At 55.3% G+C, this 23,900-nt stretch carries 29 protein-coding genes; 20 read left to right on the forward strand and 9 right to left on the reverse strand.

Annotation, left to right across the window (positions count from 1 at the left end; translation table 11 throughout):
- The 3 genes from ACFQDM_RS00005 to ACFQDM_RS00015 form a co-directional block, all read right to left on the reverse strand.
- Positions 1-579: hypothetical protein (locus ACFQDM_RS00005; RefSeq protein WP_377373788.1), on the reverse strand; the 579-nt coding region annotated here is incomplete at its 3' end.
- Positions 580-679: 100 nt separating this feature from the next.
- Positions 680-1,108 carry a hypothetical protein gene (locus tag ACFQDM_RS00010; protein WP_377373791.1) on the reverse strand — a complete coding sequence of 143 codons (429 nt, stop codon included), beginning with the start codon at positions 1,106-1,108 and terminating at the stop codon, positions 680-682.
- On the reverse strand, positions 1,105-2,502 hold the full coding sequence (locus ACFQDM_RS00015) for an MFS transporter (protein WP_377373794.1): 1,398 nt from the start codon (positions 2,500-2,502) through the stop codon (positions 1,105-1,107). The genes ACFQDM_RS00010 and ACFQDM_RS00015 overlap by 4 nt, the downstream gene beginning before the upstream one ends.
- Positions 2,503-2,654: 152 nt before the next feature.
- Here ACFQDM_RS00015 and ACFQDM_RS00020 point away from each other — a divergent pair, with 152 nt between their 5' ends.
- From ACFQDM_RS00020 to ACFQDM_RS00090, 15 genes are all read left to right on the forward strand, one after another.
- A complete protein-coding gene (locus ACFQDM_RS00020) occupies positions 2,655-3,116 on the forward strand; it encodes a hypothetical protein (RefSeq protein WP_377373797.1) in 462 nt (153 codons plus the stop codon).
- A gap of 110 nt (positions 3,117-3,226) precedes the next feature.
- Entirely contained in the window at positions 3,227-4,432 is a 1,206-nt protein-coding gene (locus ACFQDM_RS00025) for a DUF2336 domain-containing protein (protein WP_377373800.1), read from the forward strand.
- A 116-nt stretch (positions 4,433-4,548) separates the two neighbouring features.
- Positions 4,549-5,049 (forward strand): Na+/H+ antiporter subunit E, encoded by a 501-nt coding sequence (locus ACFQDM_RS00030; protein WP_377373803.1) that lies wholly within the window; start codon positions 4,549-4,551, stop codon positions 5,047-5,049.
- A complete protein-coding gene (locus ACFQDM_RS00035; RefSeq protein WP_377373806.1) occupies positions 5,046-5,354 on the forward strand; it encodes a monovalent cation/H+ antiporter complex subunit F in 309 nt (102 codons plus the stop codon). The genes ACFQDM_RS00030 and ACFQDM_RS00035 overlap by 4 nt, the downstream gene beginning before the upstream one ends.
- Positions 5,347-5,739 carry a monovalent cation/H(+) antiporter subunit G gene (gene mnhG / locus ACFQDM_RS00040; RefSeq protein WP_377373809.1) on the forward strand — a complete coding sequence of 131 codons (393 nt, stop codon included), beginning with the start codon at positions 5,347-5,349 and terminating at the stop codon, positions 5,737-5,739. The genes ACFQDM_RS00035 and mnhG overlap by 8 nt, the downstream gene beginning before the upstream one ends.
- Positions 5,736-6,344 carry a DUF4040 domain-containing protein gene (locus ACFQDM_RS00045; RefSeq protein ID WP_377373812.1) on the forward strand — a complete coding sequence of 203 codons (609 nt, stop codon included), beginning with the start codon at positions 5,736-5,738 and terminating at the stop codon, positions 6,342-6,344. The genes mnhG and ACFQDM_RS00045 overlap by 4 nt, the downstream gene beginning before the upstream one ends.
- Positions 6,344-6,799: a Na(+)/H(+) antiporter subunit B gene (locus ACFQDM_RS00050; RefSeq protein WP_377373815.1), complete on the forward strand. Its 456-nt coding sequence runs from the start codon at positions 6,344-6,346 to the stop codon at positions 6,797-6,799. Before ACFQDM_RS00045 ends, ACFQDM_RS00050 begins: the two co-directional genes overlap by 1 nt.
- 3 nt (positions 6,800-6,802) lie before the next feature.
- Positions 6,803-7,432, forward strand: a complete 630-nt coding sequence (locus ACFQDM_RS00055; protein WP_377373817.1) for a sodium:proton antiporter — start codon at positions 6,803-6,805, stop codon at positions 7,430-7,432.
- Positions 7,433-7,435: 3 nt separating this feature from the next.
- Complete coding sequence (locus ACFQDM_RS00060; protein ID WP_377373820.1) at positions 7,436-8,959, forward strand: monovalent cation/H+ antiporter subunit D family protein; 1,524 nt, start codon at positions 7,436-7,438, stop codon at positions 8,957-8,959.
- Positions 8,956-10,431, forward strand: a complete 1,476-nt coding sequence (locus ACFQDM_RS00065; RefSeq protein ID WP_377373822.1) for a monovalent cation/H+ antiporter subunit D family protein — start codon at positions 8,956-8,958, stop codon at positions 10,429-10,431. Before ACFQDM_RS00060 ends, ACFQDM_RS00065 begins: the two co-directional genes overlap by 4 nt.
- On the forward strand, positions 10,432-10,755 hold the full coding sequence (locus tag ACFQDM_RS00070; RefSeq protein ID WP_377373825.1) for a hypothetical protein: 324 nt from the start codon (positions 10,432-10,434) through the stop codon (positions 10,753-10,755).
- Positions 10,748-12,529 carry a Na(+)/H(+) antiporter subunit D gene (locus ACFQDM_RS00075; RefSeq protein WP_377373828.1) on the forward strand — a complete coding sequence of 594 codons (1,782 nt, stop codon included), beginning with the start codon at positions 10,748-10,750 and terminating at the stop codon, positions 12,527-12,529. Before ACFQDM_RS00070 ends, ACFQDM_RS00075 begins: the two co-directional genes overlap by 8 nt.
- A 486-nt stretch (positions 12,530-13,015) precedes the next feature.
- Positions 13,016-13,441: a MucR family transcriptional regulator gene (locus tag ACFQDM_RS00080; RefSeq protein WP_377374241.1), complete on the forward strand. Its 426-nt coding sequence runs from the start codon at positions 13,016-13,018 to the stop codon at positions 13,439-13,441.
- 179 nt (positions 13,442-13,620) lie between these two features.
- Positions 13,621-14,139 (forward strand): PAS domain-containing protein, encoded by a 519-nt coding sequence (locus tag ACFQDM_RS00085; protein ID WP_377373830.1) that lies wholly within the window; start codon positions 13,621-13,623, stop codon positions 14,137-14,139.
- Positions 14,140-14,311: 172 nt separating this feature from the next.
- A complete protein-coding gene (locus tag ACFQDM_RS00090) occupies positions 14,312-14,686 on the forward strand; it encodes a helix-turn-helix domain-containing protein (protein WP_377373833.1) in 375 nt (124 codons plus the stop codon).
- Positions 14,687-14,693: 7 nt separating this feature from the next.
- Here ACFQDM_RS00090 and ACFQDM_RS00095 read toward each other — a convergent pair whose 3' ends face one another.
- Entirely contained in the window at positions 14,694-15,113 is a 420-nt protein-coding gene (locus ACFQDM_RS00095) for a SufE family protein (RefSeq protein ID WP_377373836.1), read from the reverse strand.
- A gap of 64 nt (positions 15,114-15,177) precedes the next feature.
- Positions 15,178-16,362, reverse strand: a complete 1,185-nt coding sequence (locus tag ACFQDM_RS00100) for a hypothetical protein (RefSeq protein ID WP_377373838.1) — start codon at positions 16,360-16,362, stop codon at positions 15,178-15,180.
- Between the two features lie 153 nt (positions 16,363-16,515).
- Between ACFQDM_RS00100 and ACFQDM_RS00105 the strand changes: the two genes are divergently transcribed.
- Entirely contained in the window at positions 16,516-18,111 is a 1,596-nt protein-coding gene (locus ACFQDM_RS00105; protein ID WP_377373841.1) for a sensor histidine kinase, read from the forward strand.
- On the opposite strand, the gene ACFQDM_RS00110 is transcribed toward ACFQDM_RS00105, so the two are convergent.
- Both ACFQDM_RS00110 and ACFQDM_RS00115 read right to left on the reverse strand, forming a co-directional pair.
- A complete protein-coding gene (locus ACFQDM_RS00110; protein WP_377373844.1) occupies positions 18,089-19,018 on the reverse strand; it encodes a hypothetical protein in 930 nt (309 codons plus the stop codon). The genes ACFQDM_RS00105 and ACFQDM_RS00110 overlap by 23 nt on opposite strands.
- Positions 19,019-19,066: 48 nt before the next feature.
- Entirely contained in the window at positions 19,067-19,303 is a 237-nt protein-coding gene (locus ACFQDM_RS00115) for a hypothetical protein (protein WP_377373847.1), read from the reverse strand.
- 71 nt (positions 19,304-19,374) lie between these two features.
- Between ACFQDM_RS00115 and ACFQDM_RS00120 the strand changes: the two genes are divergently transcribed.
- From ACFQDM_RS00120 to ACFQDM_RS00130, 3 genes are all read left to right on the forward strand, one after another.
- Positions 19,375-19,743, forward strand: a complete 369-nt coding sequence (locus ACFQDM_RS00120) for a DUF1491 family protein (protein WP_377373850.1) — start codon at positions 19,375-19,377, stop codon at positions 19,741-19,743.
- An 84-nt stretch (positions 19,744-19,827) separates the two neighbouring features.
- The gene (locus tag ACFQDM_RS00125) at positions 19,828-20,208 is read left to right on the forward strand and encodes a hypothetical protein (protein ID WP_377373853.1); all 381 of its coding nucleotides are present in this window, start codon (positions 19,828-19,830) and stop codon (positions 20,206-20,208) included.
- A gap of 91 nt (positions 20,209-20,299) precedes the next feature.
- Positions 20,300-21,043, forward strand: a complete 744-nt coding sequence (locus ACFQDM_RS00130) for a DUF481 domain-containing protein (RefSeq protein WP_377373855.1) — start codon at positions 20,300-20,302, stop codon at positions 21,041-21,043.
- On the opposite strand, the gene ACFQDM_RS00135 is transcribed toward ACFQDM_RS00130, so the two are convergent.
- Positions 21,044-21,856 carry a sterol desaturase family protein gene (locus ACFQDM_RS00135; RefSeq protein ID WP_377373858.1) on the reverse strand — a complete coding sequence of 271 codons (813 nt, stop codon included), beginning with the start codon at positions 21,854-21,856 and terminating at the stop codon, positions 21,044-21,046.
- A gap of 27 nt (positions 21,857-21,883) precedes the next feature.
- The gene (locus tag ACFQDM_RS00140) at positions 21,884-22,174 is read right to left on the reverse strand and encodes a hypothetical protein (RefSeq protein WP_377373860.1); all 291 of its coding nucleotides are present in this window, start codon (positions 22,172-22,174) and stop codon (positions 21,884-21,886) included.
- Positions 22,175-22,570: 396 nt separating this feature from the next.
- On the opposite strand from ACFQDM_RS00140, the gene ACFQDM_RS00145 reads away from it, so the two are divergent.
- The gene (locus tag ACFQDM_RS00145; protein ID WP_377373863.1) at positions 22,571-23,482 is read left to right on the forward strand and encodes a sulfotransferase; all 912 of its coding nucleotides are present in this window, start codon (positions 22,571-22,573) and stop codon (positions 23,480-23,482) included.
- The last annotated feature ends 418 nt before the right edge of the window (positions 23,483-23,900 follow it).

A 23,900-nucleotide genomic window follows, 5' to 3' on the forward strand; every position in this document is an offset into this window, starting at 1 on the left:
CATGGCTCTGATCGGCAGGCTTCGCCCGTTGCCGGGTCGCGCTCGGTCACTGGGAACCGATAAGGGGGGTGGCCATGGGGCGGGGGATGGTGTGGGTGGATTTGACGAAAGAAAGACTGATTGGTCAGGCGTGTTGAACCGCTGCGCAATGGAGCGGGGTTCGGGAGACACATATAGAAGCGCACACAGAATGAGGCGGGCGAGATGGCTTGCCTGCCGCTCAGCCCGTTCGAAAGTCTGAATGCTGGTTTCGAGACGCGCCAGAAGCGCGGTTGGTGTCGTGTGAGGCACGTCGAATGTGAGCGCAGGCGGGGCCTGCGTTCCGACAGGTTCGCGCATGGCGTTTGAGGCCTCGATAAATCCGGCATGTTTCAGTTGTTCAGCGGCCAGCACGCGAATGAAGGCATGAACCAGCCCTTCGGTGGAGATCACCATGCGGGCGATGTCGGCGGGCACGCGTCGTTCGCCTGAAGCCTCCATGCGAACCAGCAAGGCATAAAGCCGCGCAAGCTGTAGCCCGACCAGCTGAGCAATACTCAGCGAGGCATATGGATTGGCAGGTGCGGGCTCATGTGACATGCGGCCAGCATAAGGCCGCGCATGATGGGGGAGGATAAGTTTTTTCGGGTTGCATTGCTTCGCGGAATACACCCCATTCGATGTAAAGCATCGGATTGCTTTAATCTGAGCTGACGGGCTCTGGCGTTCTGCCTTTGAGATTCGAAATGGATAGGCACCCGGCCAGAGACATCAGGAAGAACAGGGTGTAGCTGATCAAGAATGTGGGCGACCAGTGGAACTCCGACCAGCCGCTTTGCAGACGATCTGACGACAGGCTCTGCCAGAGAAACACTGGCCAATAAAACTCCATCAGCGGTGGCCAGATGGCGAACAGAAAGGGCACGGTGGCGATCAATATCGTCAGCGGCAAAGAGGCGATGCATCGGATTCTCAGGCTTTGCTTCCTGATCAGAAACAAAAAGCCGAACCAGATGATCCAGGCCACTACGGCCGCAACAAATCCAAAGAAAAACAGAAGCACACAAAAATATAAAAGGAACGCCGTCACGGCCGCGGCGAACAGAGTGATGCGGGCCGAAAAGGTCAATCTTCGTCCGCCCGCATGTTCCAGATCGGTGAGAAGAACACCATCCACAGCACAATGGCTCCAAGGCCGACAGCCGGGACAAAGGCAATGTCATAAGGGCCAAACGTGTCGACCGCGACCCCCATGATGAACGCGCCGATGGGCGCGCCTGCCATAAAGCCGAGCTGATAGATGGAGAGCACGCGCGCCAGCTGGTGCGCGGGCGCTGCGGCCTGAACAATGGTTCGGCTCATGGCGATGGAGACACCGGCGGCCAGCCCCCAGACAAACACAACGCCAAGGAAGATCTCATGGTAATTGGCGATGCCTTCCCACAGCATGACCAGTATCACCATGGCGCCGATGAACTGAGCCGATAGCAGGAGCCGACCGGGGCGCTTCAGATTCCCCATCATGGAGAGGATGACCGAGGAGACGAACGCGCCGAACCAGAAGGTCATATACATGTCGCGAATGCCATCCGGGCCGAATCCGAAAACCTTCTTATTGATAATGGGCAGAACGACCAGAAACGAGCCGATGACGAAAATGCCGACACCGAACATGGACAGGGTCATGACGAGCAGGCGTTCATTCGATTTGACGGCCTGAAAGCCTTCGGCGATGTCGCCGAGTGCGGCGCCAAAGCCGGACCGTCCGGTCTTGACCTGTTTGCCACGGGCGAGAAGCAGCGCCGCGATCGCGCCAAACCCGACCACGCAGGCCTGGAAAACCAGCAATTCTTCAGATGCGATCGGTCCGATTTCAAAGCCGCCGAGAAAGCCCGGCATGGTCGTTGCCTTGTCAGCATAGCCGCCAAGTACAATGCCGATAATCTGAGCGGCGAACTGCGCGAGTGTCGCAAAGGCAACCCCGCGCTGCAGCGTGACATTCGAACCAGCTTTTGTGCGCCGATAGACGACTTCATTCAGAATGGAATCGCGCGCGGGCATCATGAATGCGCCAACCGTTCCCATGGCGACGCCGTAAGCGACCATCAGCGGATAGGCCAGCATCTCCTGATCCACAGCAAAGGCCAGCATCAGGGCGGGCAGGGCGGCCAGAAAGTGCAGCATCATGATCATGCGTTTGCCGTCTGCGCGCTCGGCCACAACGCCGCCAATCAGCAGAAACACAACAGATGGCAAGGCGAGCGCCATATTGGCAACGCCGAGCAGCGTGCCATTCAGCCCAAGCTTGTTGGTGATGAGATAGGGGAACAGCACCATTTGCAGGCCGAAGGCCATGAACCAGCTCGATTGGACCACGAGATAGGCAGGTAATTCGCGGAAAACATTTTTGACAACGCGTCGCCCGAATGCGGACCCGGCGGCGAAAGCTGTATCCAATCCTGAGACCGGGGAGCGTGAGCCTTCCATGATTTTATCGTCGAGCCGATCAAAATCATCTTCCATGACGCGGTACCCCAAATACGCTTGCGATTGAATTTCTGATCAGACGCTTGTCTTTGCGCCCTGAAATTGTCAGCACAGATGACATGCTGCAAGTGTGTCCTGACGAGACACTCCGAAAATTATGTTAATCTTGTTTCAGGAGCAGAGCGCAAATGACCCTCGTGCGGGAGCTGTTAAGCTGGATACTGTCGCTGTTTCTGATCGCGGTGTTCATCAGTTGGGCCGTGCATCCTCAGAGTGCGCCGGTGGACGGTCAGACGCTTTTGTTCGACCTGCCAGGTGAGAATGTCTTTTTCACATTGCTGGCGCGAAACGCTGGCATTGCCTTATTCGAGCCGACAGGACGCCTGATCGCCGGGGGCATACTGTGTCTGGTGTCTCTACTCCTGCTCATTCCGCATTTTCGGCGGGTGATGAGTCTATTCGTCCTGATCATCACGCTCGCACTGGCTGGCTTGCAGGTCAGCCCTCTGGTGCCGATGGAATTGCCACTGACGGTGGGTGCAAGTGAGAGTGATGGCGGGGCACGTTTCTATCTTCTGCTCGCCTGCGCTGTGTCGGCATTTCTGCTGTTTCTGGTGCACAAACGCGGCAAGCCGGTTGAATTCTACTGACCGGCAAGTTTTTAGTTCAGCTAAGTTTGAAGCGTGCGCAATCTCACGTCCGCGAGTCAGTAAGCTTTAACCTCTTGTTTGGTAGTCTGCCTCGCGTGAGGTGAGACTATATGGCCAGTGAACCAGCTCTTGATCTGACGGACCAGGTTCCGAACAACCCTCCGCGTCGCGCGCGGATGACGTTGTTGCGGCGTCTGATTGACGTCGTGGCGCTGCCATCTTCCCGTATTCCGCCGCAGGACCGCTCCATGGCGGGGGATGTGCTCCTCGAAATGCTCTTTGATGCGGATGATCGCGAGCGGGCGTTCTGTGCACGCCGCCTGATCCCGACGCATGAAGCACCGCGTCGCATTCTGCGGTATCTGGGCCTGTGCCGGATCGAGATCAGCAAGGATCTGCTTGAGCAGAACGAATCCTTTGATGACTCTGACCTGACGTATATTCTGCGCAAGGGAACGCCGCTGCACGCCGAAGCGATTTCCAAGCGCAAGACGCTGGCGCCTGCGGTCTGTGATGCGCTGATCGAAGTCGGGCATCCGACGGCTGTGGTGAACATGCTGACCAGCCGGCGATCCTTTATTTCCGAGACGGGCATGGATGATCTGCTGGAAGCGTCCCGCGATCATCTGGAATACTGCCCGCTTCTTGTGCAGCGCTCTGAAATGAAGCCGCACCATGCCATGACCATGTTCTGGTGGAGCGAAAGCGAAGAGCGCGAACAAATTCTGATGCGCTATTCGGCTGATCGCTCTGAACTGATCGAGATTTGCGGCGATGTGTTTGCGATGGCGGCTGCCGAAAACTGGGCAGATCCGGTCGCGCGCAAGACCCTGCAGCTGATTGAGCGTCGCCAGCGTAACCGCGCAGCCATTGAGCGTAGCCGGTATGAAAGCCTTGAGGATGCGATCGAGCATGCCGAGAAGTCCGGCATGGACCGCGAACTGGCTCAGGAGATCGGCTATCTCGGCGGCATCAAGCCGATCACCGCTGCGAAAATCCTCACAGACCCAGGCGGCGAAGCACTGGCTGTTTTCTGCAAGGCGACCGGTCTGAAGCGTCATTATCTGTCTCGGCTCTGGGCTGCATTGCGCCGCCCGACCGAAATCGGACCCGGCAATCTGCATCCCCATTATGAACGCATTCGCGATGTCTATGAGATGCTGAGCGTGGCCAAAGCGCAGAGCACGCTGCGATATTGGAACTGGTCGTTGAGTTCCAGCTTCCGGAATCGCAACGCTGAGGATCATATTGAGGATGAGACCGACCGTGAGTTTTCATCGTCGCATCGCACAGCAAGACTGGTGTTTGGCGATTAATTTTTCACCCTCCCGGAAAATTTGAAGAAATCGCGTTAAGCCGCTGGTCAATCGCGATTTCACAGATTAGGTCTATGCCCTCAATTGATGACTAGGGCGAAGAGGGCGCTGATCACGTGGGTTACGTCGTCGGCTTAACAACCGCATTAATTCTTTTATGGCTCGGCCTTTCCGGCATTATGGAGCCATTAATTCTCATTCTGGGAGCGATCTCGATCTTCCTGTCCGTAGGACTGGCAGCGCGTCTTGGTATTGTTGACCGAGAGACCTCTCCCTATCACCGCATTCTGGCATTTCTGGCTTACACGCCATATCTGATCTCCGAGATCCTGAAGGCAAACCTCACGGTGCTGAAAGCCATTCTGAAGCCGGAGCTGGACATTCAGCCGACGCTGGTGAAGGTACCATCCACCTGCAAGACGGATCTTGGGAAAGTCATTTTTGCCAACTCCATCACGCTGACGCCGGGAACGGTGACGCTGCGGGTCGATGACGACTCCATGCTGGTGCACGGGCTTTACGAGGCAGATGCCACGCCGGAAGCTTTTGAAGAAATGGGGCGTAAAGCCAGCAAGGCCGGCGACGGCGGTGCGGCGGGCTCCGGAGCGAAATCATGATCCTTTTAGCTGTCTCTGCAATTGCGCTGTTCGTCGCAATTGCATTGCTTTTGATCCGCCTTTTCGTCGGGCCGTCTCTTTATGACCGCGTCCTGGCGCTGAACTCTGTTGGCACGAAGATCCTGATCCTGCTGGCGCTTGTCGGTTTTCTGATGGGGCGCCCGGACTTTCTGGACATCGCGCTGCTCTATGCGCTGATCAACTTCGTCTCCACCATCGCGATCCTGAAATTCTTCCGGTACCGCTCCTTCCAGGTGCCGCTCATCCGCGTGCCGGACAGCAAGAAGGAGCGCAGCAATGGGTGAATTCATGCAAGATATCTGGCAGATGATCGCTGATCCGACCTGGCGGACCTGGGTTGGCGGCGCGCTTTGCCTGATCGCAAGCGTTTCGACGGTGATTGCTGCTGTCGGTGTGCTGCGTTTCCCTGACTTCTACACACGCATGCATGCGGCGAGTGTGACCGATACGCTCGGCGCGCTGGTTCTCATTCTTGGTATGGCGTTTCTTGCGCCAAACGGCCTGATCGTTCTGAAGCTGGTTCTGATCGGCCTGTTCCTGGTGCTGACCAGCCCGACCAGCTCGCATGCGATTGCGAACGCGGCTTACACAGCCGGTCTTCAGCCGAAACTTGGCCGCTATTCCGAAATGGAAACTGTGCCTGAGACAACCGATGAGGAGACGAAATGAGTGAAGCTGCTGCGGCTGCGGCAATGCCGAGCCTTTCTGTTCTTCTGATTGATATCGCGCTGCTCGCCATGATGGCGATGACGGCGCTGGCCATTGCGCGCCTGCGCAGCCTGTTTGCGATCGTCATGTTATCGGGCGTTTATTCGCTGTTTTCAGCGACATGGTTTGTCGTGGTCGATGCGGTCGACGTTGCCTTTACCGAGGCTGCAGTTGGTGCCGGCATCTCGACGGCGCTGATCCTGGGCGCGATGTTGCTGACGACGCGCACGGCGAAGGCAGACAAGCCGACCAAACGGATCGCACCGGCGCTTGTGACCGTGGTGACGGGCGCACTTCTGATCTACGCGACCATCGACCTGCCAGGCTTCGGCTCAGCGGATTCGCCTGCGAACACCTATCTGGCGCAGGAATATCTGATCCGGAACGTGCACGACATTGGTATTCCGAACGTCGTGACATCGATCCTCGCCAGCTATCGTGGCTTTGATACCTTCGGAGAGACCGGGGTGGTCTTCATCGCGGGTGTCGCTGTTGCCATGCTGATCGGTTTTGGCGAGCGTTCGCTCGCTGCCTCGCTGCGCAACAAGTATAAGGGAGACAAGTGATGAACCACACAGATCACCACGTCATCCTGCGGGTCACGGCGAAGTTCCTGATCCCGATCATCACGCTTTACGCTTTCTATGTGCACTTTCACGGTGACTATAGCCCGGGCGGCGGCTTTCAGGCCGGTGTCATCTTTGCGGTGGGTATCATTCTGTATGCGCTGATCTTTGGTGTCGTCTCGGCCCTGCAGCTCGTTCCGGCGACCTTTGCGCGTTATCTCGCGCTCTCCGGCTTCATCATTTACGGGATGGTCGGTGTGGTTTCCATGCTGAATGGCGGCAATTTTCTCGATTATGACTTTCTGTATCCGGAAGGTCCGGACGGTCACCATGGACAGCATTACGGCATTATCGGCGTCGAGCTCGGCGTTCTGTTCGCGGTTGCAGGCAGCATGCTGACCATCTTCTACGCGTTCGCCGGTCGTGCGCCTGAAATTGATGATGAGGACTGGTAGAGTATGACCGAATTCATCTTTGAACGGTATAATTACTGGGTCATCATCATTTTGATGATGATTGGTCTTTATGTGACCTTCCAGGCCGGGAACATGATCAAGCGCCTTGTCGGCCTGTCTGTGTTCCAGACGTCTGTTTTCCTGTTTTATATCACGCTCGGTAAAATCCATGGCGGTTCTGCGCCGATCCTGTTTGGCGGCGATCTGCCGATTGGACATGGCGAAGGTCACGGCGATGATCATGGAGCCGATCATGCGCCGGCTGGCGGCGACGCACATGGCGCCGACGCTGCAGGTTCACACGGACCGGATGCGGCTGCCGGACATGGCGCAGATGCCGGTGCGGCACACGGCACTGACGCCGTTGATGCGCTTGGGCGCCCGTATGTTGAGGGTATGCTGGACCCGAATGGCGTTGATTTCAGCTATGGCAACAGCCTGGCTGAGCTCTATTCCAACCCATTGCCACACGTTCTCATCCTGACCGCCATTGTTGTGGGCGTTGCCACGCTTGCGGTCGGTCTGGCGATCGTTGTTCGAATTCGTGAATCGTATGGAACCATTGAAATGGACGAAATACGCGAGGCCGATATCCAAATGGCCAAAGACGAAGCCTCTGCGGAGACTGCCTGACCCATGCCGTTTGATATTCTTTCTCTGCTTCCGGAAGGTGTGATCCGGCACTTGCCTGTGCTGGTCGTTCTGGTGCCTTTGCTGAGCGCGCCATTCTGCGCCGCCATTCCAAACTGGCGCATCACCTGGGGCATCACGCTCGTTGCGATTTTCTTCTCCGGCGTGGCGGCCTTTGGCCTGCTTCAGGAGGCGTATGCCGGTGAGCCGATTGTCTATGCACTTGGTGGCTGGGCGCCGCCGCTCGGTATTTCCTTCGTTGTCGACAAGCTGAACGCACCTTTCCTCATTCTGGTGCCGATCATCGGTTTCCTTGCAACGCTGTTTGCCCTGCCAACCATCATGAAAGACATTGTCGAAGAGAAGCGTTCGCTCTTCTTCACGGCCTATCTTATGTGTCTTGGCGGTCTGATCGGTGTGGCGGTCACGGGTGACGCGTTCAACCTGTTCGTCTTCCTCGAGATTTCGTCGATTTCGACCTATGTTCTTGTGGCGCTTGGCGCGACGCGGGATCGCCGCGCGCTTCCGGCGGCGTTCAACTATCTGATCATGGGCTCGATTGGCGCGACCTTCTATGTGATCGGCATCGGCTTCCTCTATGCGGCAACCGGTTCGCTCAACATGGCAGACATCGCTGCGCGCCTTCCTGAGGTGATGGACAGCAAAACCGTTCATGCCGGATTTGCATTCATTGTGGCTGGTCTGGCGCTGAAAGCGGCGATCTTCCCGCTGCACCAATGGCTGCCGAACGCTTATGCTTACGCACCAAACTTCGTGACGGTGTTCCTGTCGGCGACGGCGACCAAGGTGGCTTTCTACGCGCTGGCGCGACTGATGTTCTCGGTCTTCTCTCCGGAACTCGACTTCCAGATGGTGATCTTCCATTGGGTGCTTGCACCGTTGGGCGCGATTGCTGCGATTGTCTGTTCCTTCCAGGCTGTCTTCCAGACCGATTTGCGGCGCATGCTGGCTTATTCTTCGGTGGCACAGGTCGGCTATATGCTGCTCGGTCTGTCGCTGGCGAGCTATGCCGGTCTTTCCGCAGGTCTGTTCCACCTCTTCAACCATGCCATGATGAAGGGTGCTCTGTTCATGGCTGTTGGTGGTGTCGCGCTGAGCCTTGGCTCCACGCAGATGAAAGATCTGGCGGGTGTTGCCCGCAAGGCGCCATGGACAATGACGGCGATGGGCATTGCCGCGCTCAGCCTGGTCGGTGTGCCATTGACGGCAGGCTTCCTGTCCAAAGTGGCTCTGTTCAAGGCAGCGCTTGAGCTGAACATGTCGTGGGTCGTTGTGGTTCTGGCCATGAGCTCTGTTCTGGCCGTTCTGTATGTCGGTCGTATTCTGGAGGCTGGCTTCTTCAAGACGCCGGGCCCTGCGCAGGCGAAAGTCACTGAAGCGCCGCTTATGGTGCTCATTCCGCTCTGGGTTCTTGCCCTTGCCAACATTTACTTCGGCCTCGATGCCTCATTCATCACGGGACTTACTGATGGCGCTGCCAGTGTTGCATTCTCAGGAGTTCAGCCATGAGCGATGATCTTCTCATTTTCCTGATCCTGGCGATGCCGCTTCTGGTATCCGGTGCGGTATATCTGTTCAGTCAGATGCCGAATGTCCGTGAGGGCGCAACGCTGACCGGCGCAGGCATTCTGTTCATTCTGTGTATTTTCCTGGCGGCCCGCGTATCCGGTGGTGAAACGGTTGAGTGGGAAAGCGGTGATATCGCGCTTGGCCTGACCTTCGCGTTCAAGCTGGAACCCCTGGGCGCCATGTTCGCGGTGATTGCGAGTGGCCTCTGGATTATCAACTCGCTCTATTCCATCGGCTATATGCGCGGCAATGGTGAGCGCAATCAGACGCGTTTCTATATCTGCTTCGGTCTGGCGCTGTTCGGCGCAATGGGCGTGGCGATGGCGGGCAATCTGTTTACGCTGTTCGTGTTCTATGAGGCGCTGACGCTTTCGACCTATCCACTGGTCGCACACAAGGGCGACGAAGCTGCACGTCGCGGCGCACGCATCTATCTGCTGACCCTGCTCGGCACGTCGATTGGCTTCCTGCTGATGGGCATTGTCTGGACGTTTGCGATTGCAGGCACGCTCGACTTTGTTCCAGGTGGATTGCTGGCCGGTCAGGTGGGGCCATTGCTCGGCGGTGTTCTGCTTCTGCTGTTCGCATTCGGTGTGGGTAAGGCGGCGCTTATGCCGTTCCACTTCTGGCTTCCAAACGCGATGGTCGCACCGACACCGGTGTCGGCACTCCTGCACGCCGTGGCCGTTGTGAAGGCTGGTGTGTTCACCATCCTCAAGGTTTCTGTCTATATTTTCGGCTTCGACCTGCTCTCGGCGCTTCCGATGACGGAAGTCGTTATGGTCATTGCGAGTATCACGATTGTGGTCTCATCCCTGATCGCGCTGACCAAGGACAATCTGAAAGCACGTCTGGCCTATTCAACCGTCTCACAGCTTTCGTATGTGACCGTTGGTGCGATGCTGGCTGACCCGGCAGGCGCGCTCGGCGCAGCGCTTCAGATCCCGATGCACGCGGTCGCCAAAATGACGCTCTTCATGTGTGCCGGTGCGATTTATGTGGCGACGGGCAAGACCAATATTTCAGACATGAAGGGCCTTGGGCGTAAAATGCCGCTGGTCTTCTCGGCCTTCCTGATTGCGTCGCTTTCGATCATCGGTATTCCGCCACTTGGCGGTGACTGGGCGAAGTATGAGCTGCTTCAGGGTGCGATCGACGGTCACCATCTGTGGGTGGAGTATGTGTTCATCGCATCATCCATGCTGAACATTGCCTATCTGCTGCCGATTTCGCTGCTGGCCTTCTTCCCGCCACCGGACAAGAATTTTGTCGTGGCAGAATATAAGCGGCCGGGCGGGGCGCCTGCACTGACGGTTCTGCCGCTTTGCATCACGGCTGCAGGATGTTTCGTCCTGTTCTTCGCCGTCGACCCGATCATGGAATTCTTAAAGCCTGTCGTAGGAGTGCGCTAAATGACGGACCCTGTAGACCCTGACCACAAAGCCACGCCTCGCGCTGACGGAAAATACGCCGGCGAGCGCTGGTTCGGCTGGACCAGTCATCCAAAAGCAGGCGCTTACACCTTCATCGCGATTGCTGTGCTGAGTGCGCTCCTGTTCGGTGCGGACTTCCTCGTGCACCGTCATGAGTATCTGCACATTGCAGAATTCCCGGTCTTTTACGCACTGTTCGGCTTTGCCTCCTTCGCATTCGTCGTTTTGAGCGGCTGGCCGCTACGCAAGCTTCTGGGGCGTCCGGAAAACTATTACGAGCCGGAGACATCCTCTGATGACTGATCTCATTCAGACACTCTTCTCAACAACGAACCCCGGCTTTCTCGTCATCATCGCGGGTGTGCTCGCCTTCTTCGTTCGTGGAAAGATTGCGCGCGCGGTTGTTACGATTGGCGGACCTGTGCTGGGGTTGCTCGCGCTGGTCCTGCATGGTGGTCAGAATATTCCGCTCGCGACCATGGAAATGGTCGATCTGACGCTGATTGTGTATCAGGTCGATAAGACGAGCATCGTCTTTGCGCTGGCCTTCCTGCTGGCAGCCCTGATGAACTCGATCTATTCGCTGCACAGCAAGGATTCCCTGCAGGACGCGTCTGCGCTTGTCTATGCGGGTTCTGCGATCGCGGCGACGTTCGCCGGCGACCTGATGACCATGTTCGTGTTCTGGGAATTCACGGCGATTTCGTCGGTCTTCCTGATCCTGCGTTCAGGCACAATGGAAGCCTATAAGGCCAGCATGCGCTATCTCGGCATTCAGATCCTGTCTGGTGTTCTGCTGCTGGCTGGCGCGACCATGATCACGGTCGAGTTCGGCTCGCTGGAATTTGACGTCTTCCTGGCTGAAGGTCCGCTGCGTCTCGGGGAGCAGAAAGCATCGCTCTTCATCTTCATTGCGCTTGGTATCAAGGCGGCGTTCCCATTCCTGCACAATTGGTTGCAGGACAGCTATCCGAAAGCGACCCATACCGGCGCTGTCGTGCTGTCTGCCTTCACCACCAAGCTTGCGGTCTATGCCCTGATGCGCCTGTTCCCGGGCGAGAGTGCGCTGATCTGGATCGGTGCGATCATGACGGTGTTCCCGGTCTTCTTCGCGGTCATCGAGAACGATCTGCGCAAGGTTCTGGCTTATTCTCTGAACAACCAGGTTGGCTTTATGGTCGTGGCGATTGGTATCGGTACGCCACTTGCCCTGAACGGCGCTGCTGCGCACGCCTTCTCGCACATCATCTATAAGGGGCTCCTGTTCATGAGCATGGGCGCGGTGATGTACCGGACGGGTACGACCAAGGCGACAGAGCTCGGCGGTTTGTATCGGACCATGCCTCTGACAGCTCTGTTCTGTCTGATTGGCGCGGCCTCGATTTCGGCCTTCCCGCTCTTCTCCGGTTTTGTTGCGAAGTCTCTGACGATGAGCGCGGTCGGGCATGAACATCTGACCATCATCTGGATGATGCTGCTCTTTGCCTCTGCCGGTGTTCTGGAGCACTCCGGCATCAAGATCCCGTACTTTGCCTTCTTTGGGCATGATAGCGGCAAGCGACCGAAGGAAGCGCCGTTCAACATGCTGCTGGCGATGGGGATTGCGTCCTTCTTCTGTATCTGGCTCGGCTTCCCATTCCTCGGGGGGACAGAGTTCCTCTACGGGCTTCTGCCATACCCTGAGGAGGCTATGGCCTATCTCGACAAGAGCCTGTGGACGATTGATCACGTGCTGACACAGATGCAGCTGTTGGTGTTTGCGGCATTTGCCTTCATCGTGCTCAACAAGATCAAGCTCTATCCGCCAGAGAAACGCGGTGTGGTGCTCGATACAGACTGGATTGCCCGTCGGCCAATCTATGCGTTCATCGTATGGGTAGGAGCCGTCTGGAGCCGCGTGGGGCCAGCGCTGACAAACTCGGCGCAAGGGTTCTCCCGGAAGATTTATGACAATATCGAAGCCGCCTTTAGCCCGCAGGGGCAGTTGAGCCGTGGTCCGATGTCTGCCGGCATGGCGGTCTGGACAAGTATTGTCCTGGCTGTGGTTCTGATTGTGGCTCTGTTCTCTGGCCTGTAGGTTTGATTCTACGGTAAATTGAAACAGAATATCATCCAACGGCGCAGTTTTGCGCCGTTGTGCGTTGCATCAAATCTTGAAAATCGTCGAAAAAACCAAGTTGGCAGGTAGAATTTTCGAATTCAATTTTCAGGTTTTTCATCGAAAAACGAAATATACCATGCTCGCTGACGCGCCGGAGGCTTAAAGCGCTGGTTTCAATTGTTGCGACGCAATTGGAGCTGTGGAGACCTGTTTTGTCTCGAAAATGCCGGAAAATGCGGTCAAAGCACAGGTTTTAAACCCAAGGATATATTCAAATTCTCTTTGGCTTTGTGCAATGCAATGTAGGAAATCGTCGCTTTAGTTCTAACAGACTTTAGTGCTCTTGACGAAACTCTTCCCTTTTATTTTGATTTCTTCATACTAAAACTTGTTCGGCTACGAGCATACAAAACCAATAATGATAAGAGGCCGGTAAAACCGGTTTTCGGGGAGCAAACAATGATGACACAAAACAGGGACGAGCTTGAAATCGATAATCAGGCCATGTTGATTCAGATGACGTCTGAAGTTGTTGCGGCTTATGTCAGTAACAATCCGGTCCAGGCGAGCGATCTACCTAATGTCATCTCTCGTGTTCATGCCACGATGAGAGACCTTTCGTCGGTAAACTTCGAAGAGCCAGCCAAAGAGACCAGCCCGGCCGTTTCGGTTCGCAAGTCCGTTACGCCGGATTATCTGGTCTGTCTGGAAGACGGTAAACGGTTCAAATCCCTGAAGCGTCATCTGCGGTCGAAATACAATTTGTCACCGGAAGAGTATCGCGAGAAATGGGGCCTTCCGACAGATTACCCCATGGTTTCGCCCAATTACGCGAAACAAAGATCAGAGCTTGCCAAGAAGATGGGCCTTGGACAGTCCAAACAATAGTATGATAGGGGAAGGTTAAAACTAACCTCTATTCGGCGAACGTGACGCACAAACTTGCAATTCATTTCGTTTCCGGAATAATAAAATTGCAAGTTTGTTGTCAGAACCGCCAAAAAAAGTCTTGGCGGGTGATTCGAATTAACCGATGTTAACCATGAGGTGAGACATACGGGCGAGACATGGAACGCAAGATCGGACCAAATCTGACGAAAGACCAGACCGGCCTTCTGAAATACTGGGTCGGCAAATGCCAGGAAAACATGTTGCCAGTCCGCCGTGATGTCAGTCCGGCTGATCTGGTATTCTGTCTGCCGAGCATTTCCATCGTCGAGCGCCGTCCTTGCGGCACCTATGCTTTCCGTCTCGCAGCGTCGGCATTGCGCGATATTCTGGGAACAGAGTGCCGCGGCAAGGAGCTCGATCAGATCTGCGGGCGTTCTGTCCCCTGGTATGAAGCGCTCAATCAGGCTGTCGGGACGAAATCTCCTGTGTTTGGACAGACACCATGTGGGCACCGCCGTGTTCACAACTGGATGCGGCTTCCGCTTGAGCCGACGGACAATGGCCACCAGCCGCTGCTCTGTTATGACCGGATCGAGCTGTTGGATGCGCGCACGCCACTCCGTCGTGAAACCATGTTCGTGACAGCCCACGCCTTTCGCAAGAACAAGGCCGCACTGGCGCGCTCTGCCGCCTGAGCCATTCCGGCACTTTTGCACCTTTCTGAAATCCAGAGCCTCGCCATGTGCGCGAGCGTGCGATTGCGCGAAAGCGTATAGACAAAAATCCTTTTACAGGAATATTATCCTACACCTTGTCTGAGCAGCTATCCTGCTGCCTCATACGAGATGAGGTGGAAGAGATATGGAGTTGAGTGAGGTAGATCGCGGACGGGCCGACCTGTTGGTCGAGCTGGTGGCGCGGGCGACGCACATACGAAAGGACAGCCTGTTCAAAACGTCGCGTGGGGAAGCCGCTGAGGCGCGCGCCCGGCAGATTGCGATGTATCTGGCGCATGTTTCGCTCGGGTGCAGCCTGACGAAAGTGGGGCGATTTTTCGGACGGGATAAAACGACAGTGGCTTACGCCATCCGGATCGTCGAAGATCTGAGGGATGATCCGGAATTTGAAGACTGGCTCCAGCATCTGGAAGACGCCTATCAGAATCTGGCGCCTATCTTCTCAGAGCCCGCGAGAGCGCGCCTGACGGTGTTGTTAGGGGCGCGAGGGGCCGCCTGGCACTGAGCGGGCGTCAGACTTTGTTTGAGGCGATCAGGCGAATGCGCTCCAGCATGGAGTTCAGGCCATTGGCGCGTTGCGCGCTCAAGGCTTCGTCCAGGCCGATTTCCGAAAAAAAGGCGGGTGCATCGAAATCGAGAATGTCTTGGGCTGGCTGCGCATGGAAAAGCTGTGTCAGCAGGGCAATGAGACCCGAGACGAGAATGGCATCTGACTGGGCCTGAAAATAGACAGACTTCGGATCGTCGCCGTCCAGCGGTTTGATCCAGACCTGGCTGGCACAGCCGCGAACGCGATTGGCTTCGTTCTGGTCGGCCTCTTCCATTGGGGGCAGTGTCTTGCCGAGATCAATGATGTGCTCATAGCGCGTTTCCCAGTCGTCCAGGAACGCAAATGTATCTCGGATGTCGTCGGCTTGTTCGGTCACAGTCATAACGGGCTAGATGGCGCAGACAGCCCGTTATGAAAAGAGGTCATTGGAAGAAAGATGACGTCGTTTATCGTTCGCTGACTTCAGCAACGCATTCGCCAACATCTTTCAGGGCATGTTCGCCGATACAGAACGGGCGTTCATATACCTTGTGAGAGGCACTGACACACTGGCGGAAGATTTGCTGTGCGGTCTCGAAACAGTCCCGGCTTTGCTGGTCTTCAATGGTTTCTGCGATCTGTGTGTCGTAATCATCGGTTTCGTCGAGAATACGATAGGCCGCCAGCGTCGCGATACGACCCGCCGTCAGGCGGCGTTCATCATTATAGCGCAGACGCTGCAGCGAATAGGTGGAAAAGCCGGTTGCGCTGAGCACGGGCAATTGCAGCCCTTCCGGGGAAGGCGGCGCATTCATCGAGTCCCAGAACGAGGAGTCGGCACCGAGGCGGTTGGCGTCTTCCAGAAAACTGGTCAGCTGAGGTCCTGCAAACAGAGTCTCGACGGTTCCCGCGACAGGGCGTCCGGCGACCGCTGCAAACTTCAGGGATTCAGCACGTGCCTCGGAATCGCCGCGCAGTGTGGCTTTCGCCCAGCCATATTTCTGCATGCTATAGGCTTGCTGCTTGATGTTCTCGCCAACGCGTTCCAGGCGATCAGCATCGGCCCGGCTCGCACGCAGGGCGCGGCCCAGAGCGTCGTCTGAGCCATCGAGCTGGAGCGCATACGTCGGACTGTTTCGAAAGCCCAGCATCATTCGGTCGCGGCCATAGTGGGCATCTGTCTTACGCACTTCGCGGGCAAACTCTTCGGATTCTGACGCCAGCAGCGCAGAATAGGCGAGCCAGCCGGCAGAAAGTCTCTCAGGATTGTGTGTGCCAAGAACGGTCGCGGCCGCTTCAATCTCATCGCTGGAGGTGAGTTCGCGGTTAAAGTCGGTCACGTCCTGCTGAAAGGTGCCATACGCCATGGCGGTTTCCGCAAGCACATCACGGGATGTCGGCTGCGGCGCTTCGCCGGTCACAGGCGTAATCGGCGCAATCGCTGCGTCTGTCTGTGTTGATGTGTCGTCACTTGCGGGTGTGCCAAAGCCTGGCAATGCCAGTTTGGGCGGCTGTGTACTGATCGGAGCTGCGGTTGACTCTTGCGTTCCACTGGCTTGCGGCGCATCGTTATTTTCAGCGGCAAGACCCTCCACAGGAAAAAACGCGGCTGCGCTGAACAAAATTCCTGTTAACAGAGGTCTTAACGACATGGGCGACTCCCCCGATACTGTAATACACGTCAGATTATGCCAATTCATGCCATAATTTGCAGGAAGATGCATGCTAAATTACAGTTAAGCCGGAAGGTTGAAATGCAGGCATATGAAGCCAAGTCAAATCTGAGGTCGTCGAACGCCGCCGATATGCAGTCTCACACTGTGTTCGCGAGCGCGTTCTGGCTGGGTCTCAGCATTACTGCTGGTTTCGCTTCGATCTGGAGCGGGCTCGACTATGTGCGCGCATCGATCGCGGTTTGCGTCGCCATCATCCCTATCATGATCAATCTGATTTTTGGCCGATCCAGCCGTCATTCCGAACTGGTGGACATCTGGGTGGTCTTCGCATGGCTGGGTGTTGGTCTGGCTGCGATTTCCTTTTCCGGCGCGTCTACGTCACCTCTGGCGATCCTGCTGGCGATGGGGCCGCTTCATGCGCTGGCTGCGGGGCGGTATCGCCTCGGTATCGAAGCCAGCGTGTTTTCTGCCGTGGGCTATCTGGCGATTGCCGGTTTGCAGGCGATCAATTTTCCATTGCCGTCCGATAACTGGCTTGGATCACTCACCGGGCTTGGCGCTCTGATCAGCGTGCTGCAGATCGGTGCGTTCATATCTGCGGCCCGAACGAATTTTTCCGAGCAACAGCAGGAAAAGGCCGCGCTTTCAGAGCTGGAAGAGACTTTATCTGACTCACCTATTCTGGTGATGAAGCTGAGCGCGCAGGGGCGGGTGCGCTCCTGGTTTGGTGATGACGGCCTGTTGGGCACGCTGGGGACGAAAGACCTGAAAGGTCGGAGCGTCACCGGCCTGTTTGAAAATTCCCGCGATATTCGTGAGGCCGATGGCACGCCCATGCGACTGAAGCTGCTGGATGCGTCCGGCGCAATTGTTGAATCACGTCTGGTGCGGACACGCGACGGGTTCCGCATGGTGCTGTCTCGCCCGGCCGGTATTCCAGACGCCATTCTCGATGAGCTGAAAGCACTTGAAAAAGACGGCGAGGATATTGAAGCGCGTCTGAAGGCGCAGGCACAATGGGTTGCCAGCCTCGGACACGAATTGCGCAATATGCTGAACCCGGTCGGTGGCTATTCCGATCTCATTCTCTCTGAGCGGGCCGGTCCTGTCGAAGAGCCTTACAAGGAGTTCGCGCGCAGCATCAAACAGGGCGCTGAACATCTTGGCATGCTGGTCGATGATCTGATGACCGCAAGCAAGTCGCAGGCAGGGCATTTGCGGCTTTCAGCCGAAGAGGTCGATATCCGTCTGGAGATCGAAGACGCGATCAAGCTGATGGCGTGGCAGGCTGAGGCCCATGATGTGTCTGTGCTGCTGATGGACGGCGCCGACATGCTGATTGAGGCCGACCGCAAGGCGCTGCGTCAGATCCTGATCAACCTGCTCAGCAATGCCATCAAATATTCGCATCCGAAGGGGCGCGTCACCGTCAGTCTGCATCCGAAGGATGATGTCGTCCGGATCGACATTCGTGATCAGGGCGAGGGCATGGAAGCTGAAGAGCTTGCGCGCATTGGTGAAGCCTTCTTCCAGGGCGAGAATGCCAAGGGCCGGGCAGGCACGGGGCTTGGACTTTCGATTGTGCATCTGCTGACGCACGCTCTGAATGGCGACGTGAATTTCGAAAGCGAGCCCGGCAAGGGGACGCTGGCACAGGTCACGCTGCCCAAGGCCAATGACAGCCTCAAAGGGCCTGAGGCCCCTAAAGCGGCGGAAGCTTCGTAAAGGCGTGAGCGGCGGCAAAGTCGCCTGTCTCAACCACCAGATAAACCGGCTGCGCTGACGATCTTGCGTCCGGGAAAATGGCAATCTCGAACTGTTCGCGTGGGTCCAGCGCTTCAATCGCTCTGATGGCATCCGCACTGAAGGTAAAGCGGGCCCGGCGCTCACCGGTTTCTTCATCCGTCAGAATGGTCTGTGACGTCGGCCAGAAGGCCCGCGTCATGCGACGTGGCGGCGGGCTTGGTTCGGTCGAAAACAGATTTCCGAGCCATGGGTCCGGCAGTTTCTGTGAATTTCGAATGAGGATCTGTGCCTTGCTGGGGTCAGCGTCTGTCGGCTTGAGCAGAAGGTCGACGGCAAGACTGAAGGGTTTGCTTGGAAGCGGCGCGTCCAGCGGCCGGGCAAAGCTTGCAGGGAAAGCGTCCGGATCACTCATGTCGGGCGCGAGCAGACCAAACTGAAACAGATAGTCATCGGTTGAACCGGTCTGCACGACACGCCAGGTGTCCCAGCGGCTGCGCGAGGCGTTCCAGGTCCGGTCGCGGCCCGGATAGTCCTGCACCATTGTGCCGATAAAGGCAGCGAACGCATTTTTCAGGTGCTGAATGCTTTGCACGAAGGCTGCCTCACCACAGGCTTGCAGATTGGCAAAGCGTGTGACCTCGCTGGCCGCGGTATCAATCGCATCTGCCGCAAGGCCGGAGCGCAAAAGCACGCCGCGTGCCTGCAGCTGTCCGGACAGAAGTGCGGTCCGTTCCAGTTCCGTCAGATAGCCACATTTCTCATCGGCTGCTTTCAGGGATGTCCGCTCGAGAAAGGCGATCTCGGCATTTGTCTGAATACGCGGTTCTGCCTGCGCGACAGGCAGTCCGGTCAGCAAAATCGAAGCAAGAAAAAAGGCGCGTTTCATGCGCCTTGTTCTAATGCGACAGCCTTGCTGAGCGGTAAATAAATCGTGTCAGGATCGCGTCGTTTGCGGTGCTTTTTGTCGCGGTTCGGGCACGTCGTCCTTTTCCACCTGGATTTCATGGATGACCGCGACGGCCCCGGTAACAACGAGAACAGCCAGCCCGATCAGACCGAGCCAGGGACTGATGAGAAAATCAGAAGATGCCCTGGCAGCCTGCTCCATCGCGCCGCTATCTGCGACGGTTACCGTATTGATATAGATCATATCCTGAATTGGATGTGTCATTTCGATCTGCCTTCGGTCATGATGCCGAGAGCAACGCAAGTCACATACCAGAAAGCGTCCGGAAACTGTCCATGAATGAACGTCTCGCCACTTATATATGGGTCGATGCTCTGATCCGCCGGGTGCAGCTCGCCGGCGCGTCAGTCTTTGTGACACAGAAGGGCGACCGCGAGCGGGGCGATGTGCTGATCAAGATCGCCCGACTGGATGGAACAGCAGCCTATTTGCAGCGCACACCCATGACTGACAATGCATTCGATTGGATGCCAAACGCCGGGGCGTGGGATTCGGAGGCCGATGTGGATGCGCATTTGCGCCGTCGACGCGAATACGATCCTGACCTCTGGATTATTGAAATTGAAGATCGTGAGGGACGACATTTCTTGACGGAAACTGTCAATGGTGAATGTGAATCGCCCAAACACGGGGCCAATTCTTAAAATCCGTCTTTGAATTCTCGCGCCAAGGAAGCGTGGTATTAAAAATACTTCGGTACATTCCGCTCAGATAACGGAGTTGGGTGTATGTTGTTCTTGTTCAATGACCGCGTTCTGGACATCGGAAATCCGGACGTGCGTCTTCTGGCAAACTGGATGGAATTGGGGTGTGGCCGTCCAGATCTGCTTTTTGCGCGTGAGGCGATTGAGTTCGCCAAGGCGGTTGTGATCGATAGCGATCAGTCAGGTGTGGATGAGGCTGTCTATAAGGACTGCGCGGCTCTGCTCGCGGTCAAGACGCATGCCAATGCTGCATTCTTCATTCGCCAGTTCGGTGAAGATGATCCCTGCAAGGTTGAAGCGCGGCTCAATCACATTCCCGAAGAGCACCTTCAGCGGGTGAAAGCGCAGCGTCGCCCGGTCGGTGGACATGCCTCTCTCGAGGCAATTTGGGTGCGTGCGGCTTAATTTGCTGTAATTTCTAGCCATCGTAGCGTGACATATTATGTCACGTGGGTAACTACGCTTTTTCTCAATCCTGCACAGAACGGAGTTATCGATGCGCCTCTTACCAATTCTTGTTTCGGCTTTCTGCCTTAGCCTGCCTGCCAGCGCCGAAGTGGTGAAGGAAGGCTGGAGCGGTGAGGGCTCTTTCAGCGCCAGTAATTCCACAGGTAACACCGAAACGACGGATCTGGGTGTTGGCCTGCATATGACCTACAAGAATGGTCGCTGGATATCCGTGATTGATGCGCAGGCTGATTATGGCGAAACCGATGGCGACGAGACGGAGAACCGCAGCTATCTGGCGGGCACGCTCGACTATCAACTGGCAGACCGGTTGTTTGCCTTCGGCAAGACGTCTTATGAGCGCGATGAATTCTCCGGCTTTGAATCCCGCCTGTTCGTCGGTGGTGGTCTTGGCTGGAAAATCTTTGATACCGATGCGCTGACCTGGTCCGTTCGTGGCGGTCCTGGCTTCAAGATTGATGAGACCCGCGCCTCCATCGAAGACGGTGTGATCGTCGAGGAAGCAGAAACGGTTGAGTCCCTTTCGGTGATCGGCAACTCGCAATTCGACTATGCCTTCAACGACAATGTGTCGCTCAGCAATGCGACAAGCATTCTCTATGCAGAAGAGTCGACGCAATTCTCCAACACGATTGCGCTGACGGCTGCTCTGACGAACTCGCTGTCCGGTCGTCTCTCCTATGAATGGCGCCATGATACCGAACCGCCAGAAGGTTATGAGAACACCGATACAACGACACGTGTGTCCATCGTCTACAAGTTCGGCGGCTGATCAGTCACCGGACGGGTTGCGGCGGAATGGCAACCACAGACCCCAGACAAGCCCGGCGGTGTTCCCGCCGGGTTTTTTGTCGAGTCCCAGCTTCATCGCTTCATGTCCATCCAGCGGCTGGTCTGTATAGGTGTGAAACAGGCGGTCCCAGACCGACAGGCAGAAGCCGTAATTGGAGTTGGTCTCGCGCTGATAGATCGAATGATGAACGCGGTGCATGTCGGGTGTGACGAGCCATTTGCGCAGCACGCGATCTGCGCCAAGCGGCAGGCGGATGCTGGCATGATTGAACATGGCGCAGGCGTTCAGGATGACTTCAAACAGAAAGACAGCCAGCGGTGATGCCCCGAGCGCGGCGATCACCAGCATTTTGAATCCGAGGGACAGAAACTGCTCAATCGGATGGAAACGAATGCCCGAAGAGGCATCCAGATCTTCGTCGGCATGGTGGACTTTGTGAAGCGCCCAGAGCGCCGGCACATGGTGCATGACGAGGTGCTGGGCCCAGATGGCAAAATCGAGGGCAATGACCGCGACCGTCACTTCCAGCCAGATTGGCCAGTCCAGCCAGTTGAACAGGCCGATCCCGCGCGTCTGCATTTCCAGGGCGACGCCAACTGCGAGCAGGGGAATGACAAGGCGCATCACCAGATTGGCGATCAGCAGCATACCGAAATTGGAAACCCAGCGCGTCAGTCTCGGTTTGACCCGTCGTTTGCGGGGAATGAAAAACTCCAGCATGGCGAGTATGAGAAAGACGCTGGCAAATATGCCAACGCGCAAGGGTGCCTCATATGCCTGCCAGTCCATCATGCAGAGTATATAGGTCGCTTGGCGCGTTCAGCGTAGAGCCATGCTCAGGGCTTCGATCATCACCTGCGTAAGCAGGGCGATAAACAGGCCCCAGCCAAAGCTGAAAAATGTGCCAATAATGATGTATTCGCTCATTTTACGCTGGCCGATTTCTTTTACTTCGCCAAAGCGGAGAATGGATTTCGCAGCGATCAGAAAACCGACCCCTGTGGGCTCACCCATCAAAACCAGCAACATGATGAGGGCTCGCTCGAGATAACCGATATAAAGCCCGCCATTCGTCAGGCCCGAGGGTTCTGCGCCGAGGCGATGAGGCATCTTTTCACAAATACTAGGTGCGCCTTTCTGACAGGTGCCGGGGATATCACAGATGGATCGATGTTGCTGCTTATGGTGAGCCGGTAAGGCGAAACGAGAGCATTCGTGTTACCGGTTCACTAAACTAAAAAACATTTATGTATCAATCCGCTAGATTAAAATTTTTGTATAATCAATACTGGTTCGGGATCCAGATTTATAGCCGAAAATACTCATCACAAGTACTTATCCGTTAAGAGATGAAAACTAATTCATGACGCTAGACGATTCGTTGTGCTGTCGTTACGGTGTGTGTCAGCATAATGCGTTAAACCTTCGGCACGCTGGATCAGCTTCGCCATTAGGCTGCGCGCAAGTTACCCTATAGTCAATTACGAAAATTTTGCGGAGATTCATTTGACAAGGAAAACATTTCTTTTGGGAGTTGGTTGCCAAAAAGGTGGCACAACATGGGTGCATGATCACCTGTCAAAACATCCGCAATGTGCTCTTGGCATTGCCAAAGAGTATCACACGTTTGATACAATAGCGTCCGAACAACAAAGGCACTTATTGCTTCGTTCCATGAAACGATTACGTTTTGGGCTGGAAAAAGCTGAACGATTTCTTAAATCGAGCCCCACAATTGCGATCGATAATAAAAACAAACTACTAGATGGGTTTGATCTTGCTGAGCAAGTAGAGAGGAATCTTCGTAAGGTTTTGTTCAGTATTGATCGAGAGGACTATGTGCAGTACTTTTCTCGTCTTGCGATGCAGGACAGCATTCGACTTACAGGAGATATTACTCCTGAATATGCTGTTCTATCGGAGCAAAATTTTCGAGATATTAAACAATTAATAGAGGAGAAGGGTGATCTAAAAATAAAAGTCTTGTTTATGATGCGTGACCCGATTGAGCGCATTTTTTCTTCTGAGAAGATGAATTGCCGACGCCGAGGTCTAGATGAGGAGCAGGCCGCAATCAACACAGTAGACAGTTACAAAAAGAGAACTCATGCTCCCAAATCACAATACGAGAAAACAATATCTGCAATTGAAAGCGTTTTTGATCCAAGTGATATCCATTACGTTTTCTACGAAGAGCTTTTTAAATCAAAAGACTTATCCCAACTGTATGAGTTCCTTGAATTAGACGACCTCATAGAAGCAGATTTTGGTTACAATCCTTTGCCATCAGGAAAGGTGAAGACAAGTCTTGATGAAAAGGGAGTGAAAGAGATGCGCTCTTATTTCGATAACACTTATAAGTTTGTGAGTGACCGGTTTGGTGCTGAGAGGATTTCGCATATCTGGAAGCATTTCTAAGAGTGTCATACGAATGTCCTCGAAGGTGCTGCTAAGATTTATGGGCTTAAAATCTTTCGATCGGATTTTGAATGAGCTACAGATAAAGTCGAACAGAGTGACTTTTCGAAAGTTTCCGTGAAAATAGTCTCGATTCTTGAAAAGATGATCACATCAATGCTGCTAGCAGCAGCTATAGGTCGGTACGTGAAATACTGGTATTGTGTCCGAAGTTCTTTAAGTTAGAGCAGAGTTTGCCGCTTGCTATTATTTTGTCTGGTAAAAAATGGCTTCTTGATCTAGAGAGAACGAGAGTAATTGTATCAAATTCGACGGAAAAAGGGTGCCGGGTCGCGGTTTTCATCCTCGGGGCGGCCGCAAATTCGGAGTGGCCGAAACCGATTAGCGACCAAGATGGAGTTAATTTTGTATCGATGGT

The organism is Ponticaulis profundi (genome assembly GCF_042659465.1).
GTDB classification, from domain to species: Bacteria; Pseudomonadota; Alphaproteobacteria; order Caulobacterales; family Hyphomonadaceae; genus Ponticaulis; species Ponticaulis profundi.

Excerpts from the sequence above, each read along its gene's own strand:
- ACFQDM_RS00105 (WP_377373841.1), top strand. The coding sequence starts at position 16,516 with ATGCAGTCTCACACTGTGTTCGCGAGCGCGTTCTGGCTGGGTCTCAGC.
- ACFQDM_RS00025 (WP_377373800.1), top strand. The coding sequence starts at position 3,227 with ATGGCCAGTGAACCAGCTCTTGATCTGACGGACCAGGTTCCGAACAAC.
- ACFQDM_RS00140 (WP_377373860.1), bottom strand. The coding sequence starts at position 22,174 with ATGCCTCATCGCCTCGGCGCAGAACCCTCGGGCCTGACGAATGGCGGG.
- ACFQDM_RS00075 (WP_377373828.1), top strand. The coding sequence starts at position 10,748 with ATGACTGATCTCATTCAGACACTCTTCTCAACAACGAACCCCGGCTTT.
- ACFQDM_RS00035 (WP_377373806.1), top strand. The coding sequence starts at position 5,046 with ATGATCCTTTTAGCTGTCTCTGCAATTGCGCTGTTCGTCGCAATTGCA.
- ACFQDM_RS00120 (WP_377373850.1), top strand. The coding sequence starts at position 19,375 with ATGAATGAACGTCTCGCCACTTATATATGGGTCGATGCTCTGATCCGC.
- ACFQDM_RS00050 (WP_377373815.1), top strand. The coding sequence starts at position 6,344 with ATGAACCACACAGATCACCACGTCATCCTGCGGGTCACGGCGAAGTTC.
- ACFQDM_RS00020 (WP_377373797.1), top strand. The coding sequence starts at position 2,655 with ATGACCCTCGTGCGGGAGCTGTTAAGCTGGATACTGTCGCTGTTTCTG.
- ACFQDM_RS00095 (WP_377373836.1), bottom strand. The coding sequence starts at position 15,113 with ATGACTGTGACCGAACAAGCCGACGACATCCGAGATACATTTGCGTTC.
- ACFQDM_RS00045 (WP_377373812.1), top strand. The coding sequence starts at position 5,736 with ATGAGTGAAGCTGCTGCGGCTGCGGCAATGCCGAGCCTTTCTGTTCTT.
- ACFQDM_RS00135 (WP_377373858.1), bottom strand. The coding sequence starts at position 21,856 with ATGATGGACTGGCAGGCATATGAGGCACCCTTGCGCGTTGGCATATTT.
- ACFQDM_RS00130 (WP_377373855.1), top strand. The coding sequence starts at position 20,300 with ATGCGCCTCTTACCAATTCTTGTTTCGGCTTTCTGCCTTAGCCTGCCT.
- ACFQDM_RS00100 (WP_377373838.1), bottom strand. The coding sequence starts at position 16,362 with ATGTCGTTAAGACCTCTGTTAACAGGAATTTTGTTCAGCGCAGCCGCG.
- ACFQDM_RS00065 (WP_377373822.1), top strand. The coding sequence starts at position 8,956 with ATGAGCGATGATCTTCTCATTTTCCTGATCCTGGCGATGCCGCTTCTG.
- ACFQDM_RS00085 (WP_377373830.1), top strand. The coding sequence starts at position 13,621 with ATGGAACGCAAGATCGGACCAAATCTGACGAAAGACCAGACCGGCCTT.
- ACFQDM_RS00110 (WP_377373844.1), bottom strand. The coding sequence starts at position 19,018 with ATGAAACGCGCCTTTTTTCTTGCTTCGATTTTGCTGACCGGACTGCCT.
- ACFQDM_RS00015 (WP_377373794.1), bottom strand. The coding sequence starts at position 2,502 with ATGGAAGATGATTTTGATCGGCTCGACGATAAAATCATGGAAGGCTCA.
- mnhG (WP_377373809.1), top strand. The coding sequence starts at position 5,347 with ATGGGTGAATTCATGCAAGATATCTGGCAGATGATCGCTGATCCGACC.
- ACFQDM_RS00060 (WP_377373820.1), top strand. The coding sequence starts at position 7,436 with ATGCCGTTTGATATTCTTTCTCTGCTTCCGGAAGGTGTGATCCGGCAC.
- ACFQDM_RS00125 (WP_377373853.1), top strand. The coding sequence starts at position 19,828 with ATGTTGTTCTTGTTCAATGACCGCGTTCTGGACATCGGAAATCCGGAC.
- ACFQDM_RS00115 (WP_377373847.1), bottom strand. The coding sequence starts at position 19,303 with ATGACACATCCAATTCAGGATATGATCTATATCAATACGGTAACCGTC.
- ACFQDM_RS00070 (WP_377373825.1), top strand. The coding sequence starts at position 10,432 with ATGACGGACCCTGTAGACCCTGACCACAAAGCCACGCCTCGCGCTGAC.
- ACFQDM_RS00055 (WP_377373817.1), top strand. The coding sequence starts at position 6,803 with ATGACCGAATTCATCTTTGAACGGTATAATTACTGGGTCATCATCATT.
- ACFQDM_RS00080 (WP_377374241.1), top strand. The coding sequence starts at position 13,016 with ATGACACAAAACAGGGACGAGCTTGAAATCGATAATCAGGCCATGTTG.